This is a genomic window from Phenylobacterium sp. (genome assembly GCF_030693625.1).
Lineage (GTDB): Bacteria > Pseudomonadota > Alphaproteobacteria > Caulobacterales > Caulobacteraceae > Phenylobacterium > Phenylobacterium ferrooxidans.
The window spans coordinates 1-18,592 of the sequence record NZ_JAUYAF010000005.1; the positions used below are offsets into that span (position 1 = coordinate 1).

Annotated in this window: 21 protein-coding genes; 13 read left to right on the plus strand and 8 right to left on the minus strand. The window is 69.3% G+C overall.

Translation table 11 applies throughout. The features are described from left to right. The 3 genes from Q8N10_RS00735 to Q8N10_RS00745 all read left to right on the plus strand — a co-directional run. On the plus strand, nt 1-1,264 hold a 1,264-nt coding region (locus tag Q8N10_RS00735), incomplete at its 5' end, for a phosphoenolpyruvate carboxykinase (GTP) (RefSeq protein ID WP_305663842.1). Between the two features lie 19 nt (nt 1,265-1,283). Then, nucleotides 1,284-1,757: an XdhC family protein gene (locus tag Q8N10_RS00740; RefSeq protein WP_304781717.1), complete on the plus strand. Its 474-nt coding sequence runs from the start codon at nt 1,284-1,286 to the stop codon at nt 1,755-1,757. 252 nt (nt 1,758-2,009) lie between these two features. Continuing rightward, nucleotides 2,010-2,747: a GAF domain-containing protein gene (locus Q8N10_RS00745; protein ID WP_305663843.1), complete on the plus strand. Its 738-nt coding sequence runs from the start codon at nt 2,010-2,012 to the stop codon at nt 2,745-2,747. A 304-nt stretch (nt 2,748-3,051) separates the two neighbouring features. Here Q8N10_RS00745 and Q8N10_RS00750 read toward each other — a convergent pair whose 3' ends face one another. Beyond that, complete coding sequence (locus tag Q8N10_RS00750) at nt 3,052-3,528, minus strand: GNAT family N-acetyltransferase (RefSeq protein ID WP_304781711.1); 477 nt, start codon at nt 3,526-3,528, stop codon at nt 3,052-3,054. Next, entirely contained in the window at nt 3,525-3,929 is a 405-nt protein-coding gene (locus Q8N10_RS00755) for a rhodanese-like domain-containing protein (RefSeq protein ID WP_304781708.1), read from the minus strand. Before Q8N10_RS00755 ends, Q8N10_RS00750 begins: the two co-directional genes overlap by 4 nt. A 164-nt stretch (nt 3,930-4,093) precedes the next feature. Between Q8N10_RS00755 and ftrA the strand changes: the two genes are divergently transcribed. The 4 genes from ftrA to Q8N10_RS00775 all read left to right on the plus strand — a co-directional run bounded on the left by ftrA (nt 4,094) and on the right by Q8N10_RS00775 (nt 7,914). Continuing rightward, a complete protein-coding gene (ftrA, locus tag Q8N10_RS00760; RefSeq protein ID WP_304781705.1) occupies nt 4,094-5,092 on the plus strand; it encodes a transcriptional regulator FtrA in 999 nt (332 codons plus the stop codon). 69 nt (nt 5,093-5,161) lie between these two features. Further along, the gene (locus Q8N10_RS00765; RefSeq protein WP_305663844.1) at nt 5,162-5,857 is read left to right on the plus strand and encodes a cupin domain-containing protein; all 696 of its coding nucleotides are present in this window, start codon (nt 5,162-5,164) and stop codon (nt 5,855-5,857) included. A gap of 95 nt (nt 5,858-5,952) precedes the next feature. Further along, nucleotides 5,953-7,227: a DUF4010 domain-containing protein gene (locus Q8N10_RS00770; protein WP_304781698.1), complete on the plus strand. Its 1,275-nt coding sequence runs from the start codon at nt 5,953-5,955 to the stop codon at nt 7,225-7,227. A 333-nt stretch (nt 7,228-7,560) separates the two neighbouring features. Further along, complete coding sequence (locus tag Q8N10_RS00775; protein ID WP_304781695.1) at nt 7,561-7,914, plus strand: hypothetical protein; 354 nt, start codon at nt 7,561-7,563, stop codon at nt 7,912-7,914. Between the two features lie 117 nt (nt 7,915-8,031). On the opposite strand, the gene Q8N10_RS00780 is transcribed toward Q8N10_RS00775, so the two are convergent. Next, nucleotides 8,032-8,583, minus strand: a complete 552-nt coding sequence (locus Q8N10_RS00780) for a gluconokinase (protein WP_304781692.1) — start codon at nt 8,581-8,583, stop codon at nt 8,032-8,034. A 123-nt stretch (nt 8,584-8,706) separates the two neighbouring features. Between Q8N10_RS00780 and Q8N10_RS00785 the strand changes: the two genes are divergently transcribed. After that, nucleotides 8,707-9,651 carry an ornithine cyclodeaminase family protein gene (locus tag Q8N10_RS00785; protein ID WP_304781689.1) on the plus strand — a complete coding sequence of 315 codons (945 nt, stop codon included), beginning with the start codon at nt 8,707-8,709 and terminating at the stop codon, nt 9,649-9,651. Here Q8N10_RS00785 and Q8N10_RS00790 read toward each other — a convergent pair. Continuing rightward, the gene (locus Q8N10_RS00790) at nt 9,637-10,170 is read right to left on the minus strand and encodes a DUF4199 domain-containing protein (protein WP_304781686.1); all 534 of its coding nucleotides are present in this window, start codon (nt 10,168-10,170) and stop codon (nt 9,637-9,639) included. The genes Q8N10_RS00785 and Q8N10_RS00790 overlap by 15 nt on opposite strands. Before the next feature lie 98 nt (nt 10,171-10,268). After that, a complete protein-coding gene (locus tag Q8N10_RS00795; RefSeq protein ID WP_304781682.1) occupies nt 10,269-10,628 on the minus strand; it encodes a response regulator transcription factor in 360 nt (119 codons plus the stop codon). Between the two features lie 305 nt (nt 10,629-10,933). Here Q8N10_RS00795 and Q8N10_RS00800 point away from each other — a divergent pair, with 305 nt between their 5' ends. Next, nucleotides 10,934-11,326 carry a MerR family DNA-binding transcriptional regulator gene (locus Q8N10_RS00800; RefSeq protein WP_304781680.1) on the plus strand — a complete coding sequence of 131 codons (393 nt, stop codon included), beginning with the start codon at nt 10,934-10,936 and terminating at the stop codon, nt 11,324-11,326. Nucleotides 11,327-11,340: 14 nt separating this feature from the next. On the opposite strand, the gene Q8N10_RS00805 is transcribed toward Q8N10_RS00800, so the two are convergent. Then, a complete protein-coding gene (locus Q8N10_RS00805) occupies nt 11,341-11,775 on the minus strand; it encodes a hypothetical protein (protein WP_304781678.1) in 435 nt (144 codons plus the stop codon). Beyond that, nucleotides 11,776-12,597 (minus strand): TIGR02587 family membrane protein, encoded by an 822-nt coding sequence (locus Q8N10_RS00810; RefSeq protein WP_304781675.1) that lies wholly within the window; start codon nt 12,595-12,597, stop codon nt 11,776-11,778. Nucleotides 12,598-12,684: 87 nt separating this feature from the next. Here Q8N10_RS00810 and Q8N10_RS00815 point away from each other — a divergent pair, with 87 nt between their 5' ends. Continuing rightward, nucleotides 12,685-12,843, plus strand: a complete 159-nt coding sequence (locus tag Q8N10_RS00815; RefSeq protein WP_304781672.1) for a hypothetical protein — start codon at nt 12,685-12,687, stop codon at nt 12,841-12,843. A gap of 208 nt (nt 12,844-13,051) precedes the next feature. Next, the gene (locus tag Q8N10_RS00820) at nt 13,052-14,341 is read left to right on the plus strand and encodes a nucleotide sugar dehydrogenase (RefSeq protein WP_304781669.1); all 1,290 of its coding nucleotides are present in this window, start codon (nt 13,052-13,054) and stop codon (nt 14,339-14,341) included. On the opposite strand, the gene Q8N10_RS00825 is transcribed toward Q8N10_RS00820, so the two are convergent. Further along, nucleotides 14,338-14,949 carry an arylesterase gene (locus Q8N10_RS00825; protein ID WP_304781665.1) on the minus strand — a complete coding sequence of 204 codons (612 nt, stop codon included), beginning with the start codon at nt 14,947-14,949 and terminating at the stop codon, nt 14,338-14,340. The two genes, Q8N10_RS00820 and Q8N10_RS00825, sit on opposite strands and share 4 nt — an antisense overlap. A gap of 103 nt (nt 14,950-15,052) precedes the next feature. On the opposite strand from Q8N10_RS00825, the gene Q8N10_RS00830 reads away from it, so the two are divergent. After that, a complete protein-coding gene (locus tag Q8N10_RS00830) occupies nt 15,053-15,715 on the plus strand; it encodes an ABC transporter ATP-binding protein (RefSeq protein ID WP_304781736.1) in 663 nt (220 codons plus the stop codon). Next, complete coding sequence (locus Q8N10_RS00835) at nt 15,712-18,231, plus strand: ABC transporter permease (protein WP_304781662.1); 2,520 nt, start codon at nt 15,712-15,714, stop codon at nt 18,229-18,231. Before Q8N10_RS00830 ends, Q8N10_RS00835 begins: the two co-directional genes overlap by 4 nt. Nucleotides 18,232-18,592: the final 361 nt, after the last annotated feature.

The window sequence follows — 18,592 nt, forward strand, 5'->3', positions numbered from 1 at the left end:
GCCCTGCAACGAGATCAAGTACATCGTTCACTTCCCGGAGAGCCGGGAGATCTGGTCCTACGGCTCCGGCTACGGCGGCAACGCGCTGCTGGGCAAGAAGTGCTTCGCGCTGCGCATCGCCTCGGTCATGGCCCGCGACGAGGGCTGGTTCGCCGAGCACATGCTGATCCTCAAGCTGAGCTCGCCCGAGGGCTCCGTACGCTACATCGCCGCGGCCTTCCCAAGCGCGTGCGGCAAGACCAACATGGCCATGCTGCAGCCTACCCTGCCTGGCTGGAAGGCCGAGACCATCGGCGACGACATCTGCTGGATGCGGTTCGGCGACGACGGCCGCCTCTACGCGATCAATCCGGAAGCCGGCTTCTTTGGTGTGGCACCCGGAACCGGGATCGAGACTAACAAGAACGCCGTGGACTCCCTGCATTCCAACAGCGTCTTCACCAATGTGGCGCTCACCTCCGACGGCGATGTTTGGTGGGAGGGCCTCACCGAGACCCCGCCGGAAGGTCTCACCGACTGGAAGGGCCGGCCCTGGTCACCCGAGAGCGGCGAGCCTGCCGCCCACCCCAACGCCCGTTTCACGGTGCCCGCATCCCAGTGTCCGGTGATCGCCGCCGAATGGGAAGATCCAAAGGGCGTGCCGATTTCTGCCATCCTGTTCGGCGGCCGGCGCGCGAGCGCCGTGCCGCTGGTGACCGAGGCCTTCGACTGGGCCCACGGCGTCTTCTTGGCCTCCAATGTGGCCTCGGAAGGCACGGCGGCGGCGGAGAACAAGATCGGCGAGTTGCGCCGCGACCCCTTCGCCATGTTGCCGTTCTGCGGCTACAACATGGGGGACTACTTCGCTCACTGGCTCAAAATGGGCGCCAAGGCCGACGCCGCCAAGCTGCCGAAAATCTACTTCGTCAACTGGTTCCGCAAGGACGAGAAGGGCAAGTTCGTCTGGCCGGGCTATGGCGAGAACAGCCGCGTGCTCAAGTGGATCTTCGGCCGGCTGGAGGGCGAGGCCGCCGCGACCGACACCCCCATCGGCCGCGTGCCGACCCCAGAGAGCCTCGATCTCTCCGGGCTCAGCCTGACTGAGGCCCAGCTGAACCTGCTGCTTACCGTCGATCCGGCGGTCTGGCAGGAGGAGGCGGCGCTGATCCCGCCGGCCTATGAGAAGTTCGGCGACCACCTGCCCAAGGCGCTTTGGAGCCAGCACGAGGCCCTGGTGGCCCGGCTGGCCCAGGCCGCCCGCCCAGCCATGATGGTCGCGGAATAGACAGCGGGCGGCGCGCGCCATGACCTTGCCGCCCCGCCGACCGCGCCTGGCCATCTTCGGCGCGGGCCCGGCCGGTTCGGCCTTCGCGCGCCAGTTCGCGCTGTTGCCCTTCGAGGTGGAGGCCTACGACACCCGGCCCCACAACGCCGACCACGCCACCATCCTCAGCGAGGACGAGCTGGTGGAGGTGGCCGGCTGCCTGGAAGAGGGGGACTACGTCCTGATCGCCAGCGCCAGCCATGAGCTGGACGGCCGCATCGCCCAGGCCGTCCTGACGGCCGGGCGGTTCCGGTACTGCGGCATGATCGGCTCCCGCAAGAAGCGCGACGAGATCCTCGCGGCGCTGTCGCAAGCGGGTGTCTCGCCTGGCCAGGTCGCCCGCCTGCAATGCCCCATCGGCATCCCCGAACTCCATGGCCGGGCTCCAGAGGTGATCGCCGTTTCGGTGGCGGCCCAGGTGCTGCAGGTTCTACAGGACGACAACCCGGAGTAGGCGGCGCCTTCGCCTCAGGATCGCGCGCCCGATTGTGGCGCTACGCCTCACTGCTCACGGTCTGCGGCGGCGCGCCGCGGCCGTGCTGGTGTTCAGTGAACCGCAACTTAAGCATCCCAATCATAGGCTTGCCGAAAATCGGGAAGGATCACCACCGAGGTGTCGGTAATCCTACCTCCGCATCGCGGCATCCCTTTCGGCGTGGCGGGTTCACAGCCCGTTTTCGATCGCGCGACCGATATGGCCGTCGTCATGTTCGACGGCTATGCCACGGCCCTGGCCATCGTCCACCGGGGTCGCATGTGGCGCAGCCGCGATCCCGAGGGCGGGCTGCCGAAGACCAGTGTGCTGGCCGAACAGGTGATCAGCCCGGGCGCCCCGCTCTGGGTTGAGGATCTGACTGACCACCCCGTCTCCGCTGGCCATCCCCTGGTCGTGGGTGGCGATCACCTGCGATTCTACCTCGGTGTCCCGGTCCTCAGCCGAGACGGCGCGGTGATCGGGGTGCTCTCGGTTCTGGGCCTGCATCCCAAGCCCTTCGACGCCATGAAGTTGCGGATGCTGCAACAGCTGGCGGAGTTCGTTGCGGACGAATGCTTCCGCCAGCTGGGCGCCCTGGAATTGGAAGAGACCCAGTCGGCCCTCTCAGCTTTCGTGAAGGCGGTTCCAGCCTCGGTGATGGTCTCCGATCGCGAGATGCGGGTGCTGCAGGCCAGCCTCACCTGGCTGACCAGCGCCGAGGGGCGCGGCTCGACATTCCGCGTCGTCCTTCCCCTGGAGCGGATCGGCCATGAGTCCGCCGAGGCCGCCCCGATAGAGACCGGTGGTGGCGTCGCCACACTGGAGCCGGAACGCGCCTTGCGCGTGCTGGCCGCGGAGGACAACCCGGTCAACCAGCTGGTGCTCAAGACCCTGTTGCAGCAGGTGAGGGTCGAGGTCTTCGTGGTGGACGACGGGCAGCAGGGCCCCGGAGGCCTGGCGCGCCCATGACTGAGACCTCATCCTTATGGATGTCCAGATGCCGGTCATGGACGGCTCGAGCGCGACGGTCGCCATCCGGGCCGACGAGGCGCGCAGCGGCCGCGCGCGCACGCCGATCATCGCCCTGACCGCCAACGCCATGGCCCACCAGACCGCGGGGTACCCCTGGCCGTCGGCACGGATGGCTTCGTCGCCAAGCCCATCAATGCGGCCAAGCTCTCCCAGGCCATCGCCGAGGCGATCGAGGCCGGCGATCAGCAGGCCGAGTGCGTCGCGGTCTGCTGATCGGCTCGCCCGGCCGGATGGCGACATCCTATGCCGGGCGGGCCTCGCGCGCGCAGTCGAGCGAGAACCGCACCTTCTGGTCTCCGACGGCGCCCAGTCTTTCATAGAAGCGCACGGCGTCGAGGTTCCAGGCCGAGGTCTGCCATTGGACTTCCTCGAGCCCCTGGGCTGTGGCGAACCCGGTGACCGCGTCCACCAGTCGGGCGCCGAGGCCGTGGTTGCGGGCGGCCGCGCTGACGAACAGGCAGTCCATGTGCAGATAATCCCGGCCCTGCCAGGCGCTGAACTCGCAGCTGGCCGCCGCGTAGCCCAGCAGGTCGGCTCCGTCCCCGGCCACCCACGCGAACAGGCGGGACGGCGGCTCGAAGAGGGCGCGCGAAAGCTGCGTCGCCTTAGCGGTCACCTCGCCCCTTTCGAAGGCGGCGTGCTCCGCCATAAGCGCCAGGAGACCCGGGAGGTCTCCCAGGGTCACCGCGCGGACGCCAAACTCCGGCGGAGCCTTCATGCCGGGACGGGCACAGCGAGATCGAAACCCTCGTCGATCCAGCCGGTGACGCCGCCGTCCATCCGCTTCACCTTGCGGCCGAGCCGGGCGAGCCTGACCGCGCCGCGGGCCGCGCCGTTGCAGTGGGTCCCGGCGCAGTAGACGACGAAGAGGGTATCGGCGGGATAGGCCTCCATTCGCGAGGCGATGATCTTGCCGTGGGGAAGGTTTGTCGCGCCGGGCACGTGCCCCGTGGCGAAGAGGGCGGGGCTGCGGACATCCAGGAGCACAAAGCCAGGATCGCCCGAGGCCAGCGCGTCGTGCACGTCCCAGCAGTCGGTTTCAAACTGGAACTCGCGCTCGAAATGCTCGAGCGCGGCCTGGGGATCGGCGGGGGGAAGCTGGGTTACGGCGTTGGCCATGGCGGACGTCTCCTCTGTAAGCGCCGCCTTACGGTCCGACGCCCAGGCCACGATCACAATCGGCGCGATCGCCAAGCTTTGCTAAGATCACGCCAAACGCCTTCGCCCCGATTGCCAAGCCGGGCGGCGGCCGTTGAAGGCTGTGACCAAGGAGACCGAAACCGATGCCCACAGACACAACGCCCCCAAACCGGAGCGTGGTCGCCCTGGTCTACGACAACCTGTGCAGCTTCGAATTCGGCTGCGCGGCCGAGGTGTTTGGCCTGCCGCGTCCGGAGGTGGGCCCCGACTGGTACAGCTTCGCCACCGCGGCCGTAGAGCCTGGTCCGATCACAGCGATGGGCGGGCTGAGGTTTGAGGCGTCCGGTGGGCTGGAAGTGCTGAAGGGCGCGGGGACGGTGGTGGTGCCCGGGTGGAAGGGCGCCGACGTTCAGCCCAGCGCCGAGCTGGTGGCCGCCCTGCGCGCCGCCTATGCCGGGGGCGCGCGGCTGGTGACGATCTGCTCAGGCGTCTTTGTCCTGGCGGCGGCCGGCCTGCTGGATGGCCGCCGGGCCACGACCCATTGGCGGTATGCCGAGACCCTGCGCCAGCGCTATCCGCGCATCGAGGTGGACCCCAATGTCCTCTATGTCGACGAGGGGCAGATCCTCACCTCAGCCGGCAGCGCCGCGGGCCTGGATCTCTGCCTGCACGTGGTGCGGCGGGACTTCGGGGCACGGATCGCCAACCAGGTGGCGCGCCGGCTGGTGATCGCCCCGCACCGGGATGGAGGCCAGGCCCAGTTCATCGAACGCCCGCTGGCGTCGAGCGCCGGCGGACGCCTCTCGCAGCTGATCGCCGAACTTCAGGAGGAGCCCCAAGGGTCGCCGAGCATCCAGCAACTGGCGGCGCGCGCGGCGATGAGTGAGCGCACCTTCATCCGTCGGTTCCGAGAGACGACGGGAATGGCCCCGGGCGCCTGGCTCGTGGCGGTGCGGGTGGATCGCGCCCGCGACCTCCTGGAGACCACAGACCTGAGCATCGAACAGGTGGCGGCCGAGAGCGGTTTTGGGGCGGCCACCACCCTTCGCCACCATTTCCGCAGCCGCCTGGGCCTGAGCCCCGCGGCCTACAGGGACCGCTTCGGCGCCGCGGCCGCCGCACTTGGCCCCGCGGCGGCCTAGCTTTCGAGGCTACGGCCAGGCTCCACCAAGGTGGCTGGGCTTCGAACCGGCACGCGCATACTGAGGCGAATGGGCGCCGCAGCCGCGGTCATGTTCCTCCCGAGCGAGCGAGCTCGCGTTGCGGAGCGCCTGGCCTGTCGCCCGCATGATCTTGGTCAAAGACAAAGGCTGGAATTCCGCGAAGGTCAGGGCTGGCGGACCCTGTCTGAACGTGTGCGCGGGCACGAGGCCCGGGCGAGTTCACCATGCAGCGTCGCCCTGACGACGCTATGCGACGCGGCGCGCCCGCGGGATCAAGCGAGGAGTTGCGCTGTGAAGGGCTTTGTCGAGGACATCGAAGACCTGACCGTTGAGAACGCCGCGTTCCGGCGCGTGCTCTATACGGGCAAGCACCTGCAACTGGTGCTGATGGCGTTGAAGGCCGGAGAAGAGATCGGTTCCGAAACCCACGTCGGTCATGACCAGTTCTTTCGCATCGAGAAGGGCAAGGGCGAGGTGTGGATCGATGGCGAGCGCACCAAGATCAAGCGCGACGACGCAATCGTCGTGCCGGCCGGCGCGACCCACAACATCGTCAACACCGGCTCAAAGTCGCTGAAGCTCTATACGCTCTACGCGCCGCCCGAGCACCCTGACGGCCTGGTGCGCGCGACGAAGGCCGACGCCGCGGCCACCAAGGCGCATTTCGACGGAAAGACGACGGAAGGCCCGGCCCCGGCCAAGGCGACAGGTCGTGGGGGAACCCGTGAAAAACCCGCCGACTGAATCGGGCCTCGGCCCCCTCACGCGTCGGCGGCTCGACGCCGCCGTCGGAGCTCCCGGCGCGTCGCCCTATGCCTCCCGGTGACCCGGCACCCTGGTTGAGCGGCGCCGAGTGGCCGCTCGCGGTCGCCCTGGCGATCGGTCTGCTGATCGGGCTGGAGCGCGAGCGTCGGAAGGGCGACGGGAGCACCCGTTCTGCCGCCGGCTTGCGCACCTTTGGTCTGGTTGGCCTGCTGGGTGGTGTCGCCGGGCTGGCGGGCGGTACGGGACTTATCCTGCTGACTGGAGGCTTCGTCGCCGTTGGAACCCTGGTGGCGTACGGGCTCGGGGACCGCAAGGACCCCGGACTGACCGGCGAGGTGGCGCTTGTCTTGACCTACGCCCTTGGCGTCCTGGCGCAGACCCGTCCCGCCCTCGCGCTTGGCGCTGGCGTGGTCGTGGCGGCTCTGCTGGCGTTTCGGGTTCAACTGCACCGATTTGCGCGCGACCGGATCACCGATCAGGAACTTCTGGACGCCCTGACGTTTGCGATCGCCGCCGCCGTCATTCTTCCCCTCCTGCCCAATCGGACGGTCGATCCGTTCGGGTCGCTGAATCCTTTCATGCTCTGGCGTCTCGCCGTGGTGGCGATGGCGCTCAGCTTCCTGGGTTATGTCGCGCAGCGCCTATTGGGCGGGCGTTTCGGGCTGCTGATCGCGGGCCTTGCCGCCGGATTTGTCTCAAGTACGGCCGCGGTCGCCGCCATGGGCGCGCGCGCCAAGGCGCAGCCGGACCTGACTGCCGCCAGCGCGGCGGGCGCGATCGCCTCCATGATCGGCAGTCTCGCCTACCTGCTGGCGATCATAGGCGCCGCAAGTCCGCCGCTGATCGTCGCCCTGGCCATCCCGCTGGGCCTGGCCTCCCTCCTGACGCTCGCCTATGCTGTCTGGCTCGTGCGCCACACGCCGAAGTCCGCAAACCACGAGACCGTCGGCCGGGCGTTCAGTGGCGCGGCTGTCTTGCTGTTCGTAGCGCTGGTCGGCGTCTTCAGCCTGGTCGCGGAACTGCTTGTTCGCTGGCTCGGCCCGGCCGGCGCCATGATCGGCGCAGCGGCGATGGGCGTCGCCGATGCGCAAGCGGCCTCGGTATCCATGGCCAACCTCCTGGCAGTCGGGCGTATGCCGGAGTCGACCGCCGCGATCGGAGTCGTGCTGGCGCTGACCACCAACATGGCGATCAAGGTTCCGACAGCCTTCGTGACCGGAGGTCGAGTCTACGGGCGGCAGGTCGCCATCGGAGTCCTGCTGCTGCTGGCGGGGCTATGGATCGGCGGCGTTGTCGAAGTCCTCGCCGGTGGAGGATGGCTCTCAGTGGGAGGCGATCGCGACCTGTGACCAGCCATCAATCCGGAAGTCTGTGGGCCACGCGTTCATGCCGGGTGCGGGCGGTATGAACCGGTCGCGCTCGCCAGCCGCTCGCCCACGCTGGCTGCGTCCGCGAACCAGCGGCCATCTGGATGGTCCCATCCAGCTGCGCGTCAACGAAGTCGGGCAGATCTTTCACACCCTCGACCCCTGCCGTTTCGCGAGCGTGACCTCGACGCTGGTGTTGAGGAATACATCGTCGGTTGGGCAGGCGAGATCGCCGAGAAGCACGCGATCACGATCATCGTTTACCTCCCGCCCGCCGAAGCAGGGCGTGACGAGGCGCGGCACATCGGAGAGGCGATGCGGAACTACTTCGCGTACCGCTCGAAAGTCCTGGGATGGGATCTCCGTGATATGTTCCGCACCGGCCGGGCCTCGCTCGCGATCGGCCTCACCGTCCTGGCGGCCTGCATTGTCCTGGGCAAGGGCGCCAGCAGCTTGTTGGGTGCGGGCTACGTTGGGCGCTTTTTTGACGAGGGGCTGATCATCCTGGGATGGGTCGCAAACTGGCGCCCGGTGGAAATCTTCCTCTACGCCTGGTGGCCCATCGAGCGACGGCGAAGGCTCTACCGTCGGCTCTCCCTCGCCCAAGTTAAGATCGAGGTCGGTGACCCGCAGGGAGCAGTTTCAGGAGCGACCCACGATCGAGGCTGACCAACAGATTCAGGCACGTGAGCGCCGCGCAGGCGGCAGGGCGAGCAAGTCCGTCGCCCGCTTCCGAGATTGTGCGGCGTTGCAGCGCGTCCGCGCGGAGCCCATTGCAGCGGAAGGTCAGGCCGGCCTGGGCCGGCCGGCGAGGCCGAGCGCCTCCAGCACTCGCTCGACCTGGCGTTCCGTTGGCAGGGCGATGTCGATGACGATCGCTCCCTCCTGCGGAGCTGGGGGCTCCAGGGTGGTAAGCTGCCCAGCCAGCCCCTGCGGGCCCGCGAAGTGGCCGGTGCGTTCGGCTAGCCGCCGGTGCAGGATATCGCGGTCGCCGGTCAGCCAGACGAACCGCAGGCCCGGACGACCCGCGCGCAGCCCCTCCCGATAGCTCTGTTTCAGCGCCGAGCAGGCCAGCAGACAGGGCGTGTTCTCGGCGCGACGGTCGTCGATCCACTGCCGGGCGGCGGCCAGCCAGGGTGCGCGATCGGCGTCGGTCAGCGGCTCGCCTCGGCGCATCTTCTCCACGTTCGCCGGCGGGTGCAGGTCGTCGCCATCGTGGTGCGCCCAGCCAAGGTGCGCGGCCAGGGCGGCGGTGAGGGTCGACTTGCCGGCGCCGGACACGCCCATCACGACCACGACCGGGGTGGGCGTTTGCGGGGCTGTCGAGGGACTTGCCATGTTGGGTTTCTGCCATATCGCGCACTTGGAGACGAGACTCAGAGGTCGAGTGGCGAGAGCCGCCGCCGCAAGATTCTCCCGCGCCGCTTCCATCGAAACGCGCGGGACCCGATAAGGGTCGTCATGCGGCTGATCGATGAGGACGAGGTTCGGGAACGGCTGACCTACGAGGTCTGTATTCCCATTGTGCGTGCGGCGATGATCGCGCTGTCCAGCGGTGAAACCCGGCAGCATCTGCGCTCCATCATTCCGCTGGCCGAGGGCCGGATGTTCGGGATCATGCCCGGCGCCCTGGGCGAACGGGCGGTCTTCGGGGCCAAGCTGATCAGCATCTTTCCGGCGAATTTCGCCCAGGGAAAACCTTCCCACCAAGGGGTGGTGATCCTGTTCGACCCCGAGACCGGCGCGCCGGTCTGCGTGGCCCATGCCGGCGAAGTCACCGCCATCCGCACCGCGGCGGCCAGCGCCGTAGCCACCGACGCCCTGGCCCGACCTGAAGCCACCCGCCTGGCCATCCTTGGCTATGGCGAGCAGGCGCAGACCCACCTCCGAGCTCTCCGCCATGTGCGGCCCATCAGCCACGTCACCGTCTGGGGCCGCTCGCCCGACCGGGGAGGGGCCTTCGCCGCGCGCATGGCCGCCGAGACCGGTCTGCCGGTGGTGGCCGCCGACGACGTCCAGAGCGCCGTCGCGCAAGCCGACATCATCTGCACCGTCAGCGGGGCCGACGAGCCGATCCTGAAGGGCGCCTGGGTGCGGCCGGGGACGCACCTCAACCTCGTCGGCTCCAGCCGGGCCGGGCCTGCGGAGGTGGACGACGACCTGGTGGCCGCCAGCCGCTTCATCGCCGACAGCCGGGAGGGCGTCCTGGCCCAGGGGGCGGAGTTCCTCAGGGCCAAGGCCTCAGGCCGGGTGGGCGACGACCATGTGGTGGGCGAGATCGGCCAGGTGCTGTCGGGCGCCATCCCGGGCCGCCAGTCCGCCGACCAGATCACCGCCTACAAGTCGCTCGGTCATATCGTCCAGGACCTGGCCAGCGTCCAGGCGCTGATGTCACGCGGGGCCTGAGCGGGCGGGCAGGAAGCCGGGCATCCTCAGGAGGCCGGCGCTGACCAGGGCCACCAGCAGGCCCACGGGAAGAATCTCCACAGCCGTCATCGGCAGGCGGTAGAGCGGGTTCTCATAGGCCTTCGCCATGGCCGCCATGTCCGAAGCCAGCTTGGCGTAGGCCTCGCCGGTGACGCCTTCGGCGCGCTTGGCCGCCAGGGTCTGGGCCACCATCTCGGGCATGAACCGGTAGCCGGTGAGAGCGAGATAGACTTCCCACACCGCCACATAGGCCAGGGCCGCCACCACCGCTATGCCGAGGCCCAACAGGAAGGCCGTGCGGAACTTGATGACGCCTCCCAGGACGTTGTCGCGATACTGCTTCACGGCCACCAGGATGGAGGACAGGGCCACCAGCATGACCAGGTAGCCTAGCCATACATTCCCGTGGCTGTCGTCCGACATCCAGATCGTGCCGAGAATGCCGGTGATGGCGACCAGGCCTGCGATCAGGCCGTAGGTCAGGATGGTGCGGGTCATGTCGTCTGCTCCCCTGATGTGTGGCCGCCAAGATGGGTCATGGCCGAGCTTCCGCCTATCGCCCAAACGGGTGAGATCGCGCGGTTCGCCCGTTTGGCTCAGGGCAGAAGGTGCAGGTCGCGGGCCTTGCGCACCGCCTGGGTGCGGCGGCTGACCTCCAGCTTGGAAAACAGGTTGGCGGCGTGGGTCTTCACCGTATTGGGCGAGACCCCCAGGGTTCGGGCGATCTCCTTGTTGGATTGGCCAGCCGCCAGCCGTTCCAGCACCTTCACCTCCTGGCGCGTGAGGCCGAGGGAGGCGACCGCGGCGGTGTTGGGCTGGAACGGGCCGGGCGCCTTGCGCGCGTTGAGCTTCCACCCGACCCAGACGCCGCCGGCGGCGAAAGCCACGCCGATGAGAGCGATGTAGATCTCCCGCGAAAGGGCGCGCGCCTGGAACCGGTACTCCAGCCACTGCAAGCAAACGCGCCGGCGGCGAGAACGAGGGCCCAGAGAAGGACGGAGCGGAGCATGGGCGCCGTGGGGGAGGAGACCTTGGCCCCCGCTCGGCTGACCTTGCGGACGCCGCCGTCGATCCCGGTCATGTCGGCGCGCCTCCCGGCCCCAAGCTGTCAGGCAATAGCTTGTCGGCGTCGCCTCATTTGGCAAGCCTGTGAATCCACCGGAGCTCGCCGCCCAAGACGAGTCGTCAGGGCGCGCGGGCCCAGGTCCTTCACCGTGAAGTCCTAAGCGAGTAGGATCGATTGCGTGAGAGAGGCCCAGCCATGACCACCAGCCTTCGCCGTCCCACCACCCTTCTGACCATCGGCCAGCTTTGCCGCGAGTTCGAGGTCACGCCCCGCACCCTGCGTTACTACGAGGAGCAGGGCCTGCTGGCGCCTGAGAGGCGTGAGCAGCAACGCCTCTATTCCCGCCGCGACCGCGCCCGGCTGCAGCTGATCCTGCGAGGCCGCCGGGTCGGCCTGTCCCTGGCGCAGATCCGGGAGGTGCTGGACCTGCACAACCCGGCCGACCAGGACGCGGCGCAGAACGCCGTGGCCCTGCGCGCCTTCCAGCAGCGGATCGCCGCCCTGGAGCAGCAGCGCGAGGAGGTGGTGGGCGCCATTGAGACCCTGGAGGCCGCCTGCGCGCGCCTGGAGGCGCACCTCCAGCACTGACGCCCGACCTGGACTCAGGGTTCGGAATAGCCCTTCGCGCGCAGGGACAGGCGGCCTTGCCGCGGGTCGGTCTCGAAGAACAGGCCGCCCCGCCGCGCGGAGTGGTCTGGGATAAAGTCGAAGCTGGCCTCAGCGGTCTCCGGCGGAGCGTCACCGCGCTCGAGTTCACCCTCCACCAGCACGCCCGCGGCCGGCGAACCTCCCACGTTCCTGGCCTCGACCACCACCAGGAAGCCGGGCCCCGAGCTGCGAATCTCCAGGGCGCGGACCTCCACCTGGGGCGGCGACGGGTCTGCCATGAAGGCCTCCGAGGCGATCAACAGGATCGTCGCCACGACCAGGAACAGCCCAACCCCGGCCGCCAGCCATTCCACCAGCGGGGTGGGGGGCGGCTTCGCGGGCGTGGGCTTGGCCGGCTTGGCAGGCGCGCGTCGGACGGTCTTGGCCATTCAGGTCACCAGTCGCGCGGTCGCCGCGCCCAAGGCGGCGGGGAAGCCGAGCACCACCGCCATGGTCGCCTGCTCGTGCAGGGCCACCCCGTCCAGCCGGCCGAACGTCCACAGGCAGTAGACGCTGATGACCAGGGCGATGGCGTAGCCGGGTAGGGTGTAGCGCAGGAAGGTGGGCACAGACCGCCCCGCTCCCCGCCGTCTGTGCTCGCCGCGGAAGCCAAGGGCGTAGACGAAGACGTGCAGGACCCCCAGGGAGGCGGCGATCAGGGCGATCGCATGCCCCGGCGACATCAGGTAGCTGATCACCATCACCTCCTCCGTCGGGGCGATATTGAACGCCAGGAAGATGGCGCCGACGGACATCAGGAACAGAATCCCCAGGAAACCGGCGTTTTCGCGCTCCCGCGTATCCTGCAGGTCTCGGGTCCCGAACTGCTTGCCGGCCAGCAGGGCGCCGACAGCAGCGGGCACGGCGGCGATCGCGATCTTGCCCACCATCTCCGCGAGGGTGAGGTCCGGCGTCAGGACGCCGATCACGGTCAGCATGAGGGTGGCCACGATGAACCCCACGGCGAAGGCGGCCAGGGCGTCGAGCAGTTCGTCCCGCAGACGAAAGGTGGGCTCGAAGCCGGCATAGTAGGAGAGGCCCAGCAGCATGGGCAGGCTAGCCAGTATAAACAGGAGCAGCCTGACGCGGTCGATGGCGAACCCGCCCAGCGACCACATCTCCATGGTCATCAGCAGGGGCAGGGCGAACAGCAACGCGCCGCCGAAGGCGCGGGCCAGTCCCTTGCCATAGTCTCTGCTTGCCTGATCCACGCGCCCCTCCGATGCCGCCAGTGAACGCTCACGCTTGCCCGCGCGTTCCCTGCGGCGCGCGCCGACGCCCCTCGCGGCCAGGGGGTGTTGGCGGCCGGTCACGCGAAGGCGGGCGACACCAGCTTCGGGGTGAAGGCGACCCAGGGCGGCGCGGAGTACGACATCTGCTCGACGGCCTTCCTGGAGCACGCCTTCCGCACCGACGCCTTCGAGATGAAGGTGACCATCAACTCCGACGGCGCCTGATCGTACGACCAGGACACCACTATGCAGGTCCGTGGCCGCCCCTACCCCTTCCACCACACCGATCGCAATACACTGACCCGAGTGGCCGCGCCGACGCCCAACCCCCTGGCCCGCGAGGCCGCCGGCGCCTGAGGGGGCTGTCAGGCGGTCGATCCATGCTAGTCAGGGCCCGCGCGGCGAGGACGCCCGCGATGGGGTCGAGACAAGAATGCTAGAGAGTCCCTTCACCCAGTCCCCGGTGAAAATCGGCGTGATCGGACTGGGCTATGTCGGCCTGCCGCTGGCCGTGGCCCTGGCCGAGCATTATGCCGTGGTGGGTTTCGACATCGGATCGGAACGGATCGGCGAATTGAAGGCTGGCCACGACCGCACCCTCGAGGTGGATTCCGAGGAACTGGCGACCGCGACCAACCTCTCATTCTCGTTGGACGAAGCGGACCTGAAGTCCTGCAACGTCTTCATCGTCACCGTGCCCACCCCCATCGACCGCCAGAAGCGCCCCGACCTCTCGGCCCTGCTCGCCGCCAGCCGAACGGTGGGCCGTGCGATCTCCAAGGGCGGGGTGGTGATCTACGAATCCACCGTCTATCCGGGGGCGACGGAAGAGGACTGCGTGCCGGTGGTGGAGCAGGTCTCGGGCCTGACATTCAACACCGACTTCTTCGCCGGCTACAGCCCCGAGCGCGCCAACCCCGGCGACCGGGCGCACCGCCTGGCCTCGATCATCAAGGTGACCTCGGGCTCGACGCCGGAGGCGGCCGCCTTCGTCGACGCCCTCTACGGCGCAGTGGTGACGGCGGGCACCCACTTGGCAAGCTCGATCCGGGTGGCGGAGGCCGCCAAGGTGATCGAGAACACCCAGCGTGACCTGAACATCGCGCTGATCAATGAGTTCTCGCTGATCTTCAACCGGCTGGGGGTCGACACCCAGGAGGTGCTGGCCGCGGCCGGCACCAAGTGGAACTTCCTGAAGTTCCAGCCGGGGCTGGTGGGCGGTCACTGCATCGGGGTCGATCCCTACTACCTGACCCACAAGGCGCAGGACGCGGGATACGACCCGCAGGTGATCCTGGCCGGACGGCGGATCAATGACGGGATGGGGGCCTATATCGCCCAGACCCTGATCAAGACCCTGATCCAGCGCGACACCAAGGTGCGCGGCGCGCGGGTCCTGGTGATGGGGCTCACCTTCAAGGAAAACTGCCCCGACCTGCGCAACACCCGGGTGATCGACATCGTTCGCGAGCTGGCCGACTACGGCGTAGCGGTGGATGTCCATGACCCCTGGGTCAACGCCGAGGAGACGCTGGCCGAGTACCGCGTCCGACCGGTGGCGGATCTCACGCCGAGCGCCTATGACGCCGTCGTCCTGGCCGTGGCGCACCAGGCCTTCCTGGAGATGGGCCTGCCGGCCATCCGCGCGCTCGGCAAGCCGGGCGCGGTGCTCTACGACGTCAAGTCGGTGTTCGCGAAGGGCGAGGCCGACCTGCGGCTCTAGCCCAGCGCCCTGGCCACCGTCGGCGCCAGCCGCTGGGCGATCAGGGCCGCGCCCTGGGCGTTGGGGTGGATACCGTCACGCTGGTTGAACCGCGTCATGCCGGCGACGCCCCCCAACAGGTTCGGGTAGAGGGTCACGCCCTGGGCCTTGGCCACCGCCGGGAAGACCGCGTTGAACTCCCGCGCGTAACCCCCGCCGATGGCGGGCGGGGCGGCGAGTCCGGCCAGCAGCACCCGGATCTTGCGGGCCTTGAGGCGCCGCACGATGGCGTCGAGGTTGGCCTTGGTGGTCCCGGGCTTCAGGCCACGCAGCAGGTCGTTGCCGCCCAGCGCCACGATGCAGAGGCTGGTGTCCTTCTGGACGCTGAAATCGACGCGCGCGAGGCCGCCGGCGGTGGTGTCGCCGGACACGCCGGCGGGTCGGATCACCGCGCTCTTGCCCAGCTTGGCGAGCTCGGCCTGCAGCCGGGCGGGGAAGGCGGCCGACGCGGGCAGGCCAAAGCCTGCGGTGATGGAATCCCCAAGAATGGTCACCACGGGCCTGCCCGCGGCGAGGGCGGGGAGGGGGGCGGCCAAGGCGGCGGCGATCAGATGGCGGCGTGTCAGCATGGATCAGGTGTGTCGGTCATGAGTCTGTCCTATTTAAGGGCTCAGCATGTCGGCTCAATAGATGGGAGTTCACTTGGCGCAGACGACGCAGGCCGGTGCGCCGGTGGAACTGGACGGAGTCTTCCTCAGCCTGCCGTCGGCGGCGGGACCGGTGGAAATCCTGCGGGACCTGAGCTTCCGGGTCGAGACCGGCGAGCGGGTGGCGGTGACGGGTCCGTCCGGCTCGGGCAAGTCGTCGCTGATCTCGGTCGCGGCCGGGCTTGAGCTGCCCACCGCCGGGACCGTGAGCCTGTTTGGCCAGGACCTCGGCAAGCTGGACGAGGACGGCCGGGCGCGCCTTCGCCGGGGCCGGGTGTCCCTGGTTTTCCAGTCCTTCCACCTGCTGCCCAACATGACGGCGGCCGAGAACATCGCCGCGCCCCTGGAGATCGCCGGACGCCGCGACGCCGCCGAACTGGCAAGGTCATGGCTTGAGCGGGTGGGCCTGGCGGCGCGTGGTCGCCACTATCCCCACCAGCTGTCGGGGGGCGAGCAGCAAAGGGTGGCGCTGGCGCGCGCTCTGGGGCCGCGGCCGGCCCTGCTGTTCGCTGACGAACCCACTGGAAATCTCGACGCCGCCAATGCGGCCCTGGTGGCCGACCTGATGTTCGACCTGGTGATCGAGACCGGGGCCGCCCTGGTGCTGGTCACCCACGACCCCATCCTCGCGCGGCGGGCCGACCGGCAGGTTGTGATCGGTGACGGCCGGACGGTCGCCGCTGCATGAGCCCGCTAGCCTGGAGGTTCGCCCTGCGCGAGTTGCGCGGCGGGGTGCGGGGCTTCCGCATCTTCCTGGCCTGCCTGGCGCTGGGCGTGGCGGCCATCGCCGCGGCGGGCTCGACGGCGGAGGCGTTCCGCCAAGGCCTGGCGGGTCAGGCCCGGGAGATCCTCGGGGGCGACCTGGCCGCCACCCTGGAGCAGCGCCGCTTCACGCCGACCGAGCGGGCGGCCATGGCGAGGATGGGCGAGGTCTCCTTCGCCGTCAGCGCCCGGGCCATGGCCGAGGCGCCCTCGGGCGAGCGGCGGCTGGTGGAGCTGCGCGGCGTGGGTGGCGGCTATCCCCTGGCCGGGAAGGTCGAACTCCAGGGCGCCTCGTCACTCTCAGAGGCGTTGGCGTCGGTCGATGGCGTTCCTGGGGCGGCGGTGGAGCAGGTCCTGCTGGATCGCCTGGGGCTGAAGCTTGGGGACCGGCTGCTGGTGGGCAACACCCCCATCATCGCCCGCGCCGTGCTGGTGCAGGAGCCGGACCGGCTGTCGCGAGGCTTCGCGCTGGGCCCCCGCGTGCTCACCGCCTTGCCGGTGGTGGAGAAGGGCGGCTTCCTGGAGCCCGGTCTGCCGTTCGGCGAGACCGCGCGGATCGCATTGCCGCCGGGCGCCGACACGGCGCCTGCCGCCAAGACCCTGCGCAAGGCGTTGAAGGGCGCCGAGGCGCGGGTCCGCCAGAGGGACGAGGCGGCGCCCGGAGTACGGCGACTGATCGAGCAGCTGGAATACTTCCTCGGCTTCATCGGCCTGGCCTCCCTGGTGGCCGGCGGCCTGGGTGTGCACGGTGCGGTCTCAGCCTTCCTGGAACAGCGCAAGCCGGTGATCGCGGTCCTCAAGGCTCTCGGCGCCGAGGGGCCCCTGGTGCGCAATCTGTACCTGATTCAGATTGGCGCTCTGGCCGGCCTCGGCGTGGCCATTGGCCTGGCGGTGGGCGCGGCGGCGCCCCTGGTGCTTGGTGCGCTCATCGCTGACGACTTGCCGATCCCGGCCCTGTTCGGCGTCTATCCCATCCCGCTCCTGAAGGCCGGAGCGTTCGGTCTGCTTTCGGCGGCGGCTTTCGCCCTGGGGCCGCTCGCTCGGGCTCGCCTGACCTCGCCGGCCACCCTGTTCCGCCACGACCTGCCCACCCGGTTCGCCTGGGGGGTGGAGATCATCGGCGCGGGTCTGGCGGCCATCGCCCTGGCCGGACTGGCGGTGGTGACGGCCCCGACCCCCTTGGCGGCCGGGATCATGATCGCTGGCGTGGTGGTCGCCTTCGGCATCCTGTGGGCCTTGGGTCACGGCGGGGCGTGGTTGGCGGGCCGGGCCCGGATCGGGGCGAGGGGCTCTCTTCGGATCGCTCTGGCCAGCCTCGCCGGACCGCGCTCCGCGGCCCGCACCGCAGCGCCCGCCATCGGCCTGGGGGTCGCCCTGCTGGCGGCGGTCGTGCTGATCCAGTCGAGCCTGCTGCGTCAGGTGGCGGAGGTGGCGCCCCGCACCGCTCCGGCCCTGGTCTTCACGGAAATCCCCGGCGAGCGCGTCGCGGCCTTCGACGCCGCCCTGACCGGGGCCTTTGGCGTGCCGCTGACCTCCGACATGTATCTGCGGGCGCCCTTCGCCACCGGACGGATCAGCCAGATCAAGGGCCGGCCCGTGGTCACCAGCCAGATCGAGGCCTCCGAACGCTGGGCCTATGACAACGACATCTCCCTGTCTGCGATCGGCGCCGAGCCGCCTGCGGCGGGCATCGTCGAGGGGCGGTGGTGGCCCGCCGACTATGCCGGACCACCCCTGCTGGCCATGGAAGCCGACGTCGCCAAGGCCGGCGGCTTAAAGCTCGGCGACCAGGTCACCCTGTCGGTTCTCGGCCGGGACATCGAGACGCGGGTCGCCGTGCTGCGCAAGGTGGACTTCGGCGGCTTCGGGGCGAGCTTCCCCCTGGTGCTGAACCCCGCGGCCCTGGAGGGCGCCAATCTGCGGCACGTCGCCATCGCCAAGGCCAGCAAGGCGCAGGAAGCCGCTGCGACGCGGGCGCTGGGATCGGACTTCGCCGAGGTGAACGTGATCTCCGTGCGAGAGCAGCTCGAGGCGGCGACGGAGTTGTTCGGGCGCTTGGCCCTGGCCATTCGTGGGGCGGCGGGGGTCGCCGCCCTGGCCGGCCTGCTCGTACTGGCCGGCGCCATCGCCGCGGGCGCGCAGTCGCGCATGCGAGAAGCCGCGATCCTCAAGGTGCTGGGCGCCTGGCGCGGGCAGATTCTCAGCGTGTATGTCCTGGAGTACGGCGCGGTCGGCGTGGTGGCGGGGGCGGCGGGTGTCGCCCTGGGCTGCGCCGCCGCCTGGCCCGTGGTCACCCTGGTCTTTCAGGCTGACTGGAGCGTCGACTGGACCGGGATCGCGGCCCTGGTCGGCGGCGCGGCGACGCTGGCGGCCATGGGGGGGCTGTTGGCCTCGCTGCAGGCCCTCTCGCGCCGACCCGCGCCGGCCCTGCGCAGCGAGTAGGCGGTTCGCGCCGTCAGCTTGGGGGAACGCCCGGCTCCAGACCCACGAGCGCGAGAAGATTCTCGTAAGGTTTCAAACGTGGGCGTGAGGCAGGCGATGGCGAACCACCATCGCGCAGGCCCTCACCTTGGGGAAGTGCACCTTGCCCCTCCACCAGTTCGGTAAAATTCGTTCCCTGAATGAACCCGGACGGGACGGAGCGTGGCGATAATGTGACAGATTGGGGTCAAACACATGTGCGCCCGGTTTCGACGATTGACCCCGTAACATCCGAGACGCCTTAGTTACGGCAGTGGGATTTTTCGAAATCCGATTCTGGGGAGCGTGCCTCGGAGGTCGCTTGGGCCTGTCGAGCCGCTGG

Excerpts from the sequence above, each read along its gene's own strand:
- Q8N10_RS00785 (WP_304781689.1), top strand. The coding sequence starts at position 8,707 with ATGCGGCTGATCGATGAGGACGAGGTTCGGGAACGGCTGACCTACGAG.
- Q8N10_RS00790 (WP_304781686.1), bottom strand. The coding sequence starts at position 10,170 with ATGACCCGCACCATCCTGACCTACGGCCTGATCGCAGGCCTGGTCGCC.
- Q8N10_RS00780 (WP_304781692.1), bottom strand. The coding sequence starts at position 8,583 with ATGGCAAGTCCCTCGACAGCCCCGCAAACGCCCACCCCGGTCGTGGTC.
- Q8N10_RS00835 (WP_304781662.1), top strand. The coding sequence starts at position 15,712 with ATGAGCCCGCTAGCCTGGAGGTTCGCCCTGCGCGAGTTGCGCGGCGGG.
- Q8N10_RS00825 (WP_304781665.1), bottom strand. The coding sequence starts at position 14,949 with ATGCTGACACGCCGCCATCTGATCGCCGCCGCCTTGGCCGCCCCCCTC.
- Q8N10_RS00775 (WP_304781695.1), top strand. The coding sequence starts at position 7,561 with ATGCGGAACTACTTCGCGTACCGCTCGAAAGTCCTGGGATGGGATCTC.
- ftrA (WP_304781705.1), top strand. The coding sequence starts at position 4,094 with ATGCCCACAGACACAACGCCCCCAAACCGGAGCGTGGTCGCCCTGGTC.
- Q8N10_RS00805 (WP_304781678.1), bottom strand. The coding sequence starts at position 11,775 with ATGGCCAAGACCGTCCGACGCGCGCCTGCCAAGCCGGCCAAGCCCACG.
- Q8N10_RS00750 (WP_304781711.1), bottom strand. The coding sequence starts at position 3,528 with ATGAAGGCTCCGCCGGAGTTTGGCGTCCGCGCGGTGACCCTGGGAGAC.
- Q8N10_RS00745 (WP_305663843.1), top strand. The coding sequence starts at position 2,010 with ATGTTCGACGGCTATGCCACGGCCCTGGCCATCGTCCACCGGGGTCGC.
- Q8N10_RS00820 (WP_304781669.1), top strand. The coding sequence starts at position 13,052 with ATGCTAGAGAGTCCCTTCACCCAGTCCCCGGTGAAAATCGGCGTGATC.
- Q8N10_RS00740 (WP_304781717.1), top strand. The coding sequence starts at position 1,284 with ATGACCTTGCCGCCCCGCCGACCGCGCCTGGCCATCTTCGGCGCGGGC.
- Q8N10_RS00800 (WP_304781680.1), top strand. The coding sequence starts at position 10,934 with ATGACCACCAGCCTTCGCCGTCCCACCACCCTTCTGACCATCGGCCAG.
- Q8N10_RS00765 (WP_305663844.1), top strand. The coding sequence starts at position 5,162 with ATGGGCGCCGCAGCCGCGGTCATGTTCCTCCCGAGCGAGCGAGCTCGC.
- Q8N10_RS00755 (WP_304781708.1), bottom strand. The coding sequence starts at position 3,929 with ATGGCCAACGCCGTAACCCAGCTTCCCCCCGCCGATCCCCAGGCCGCG.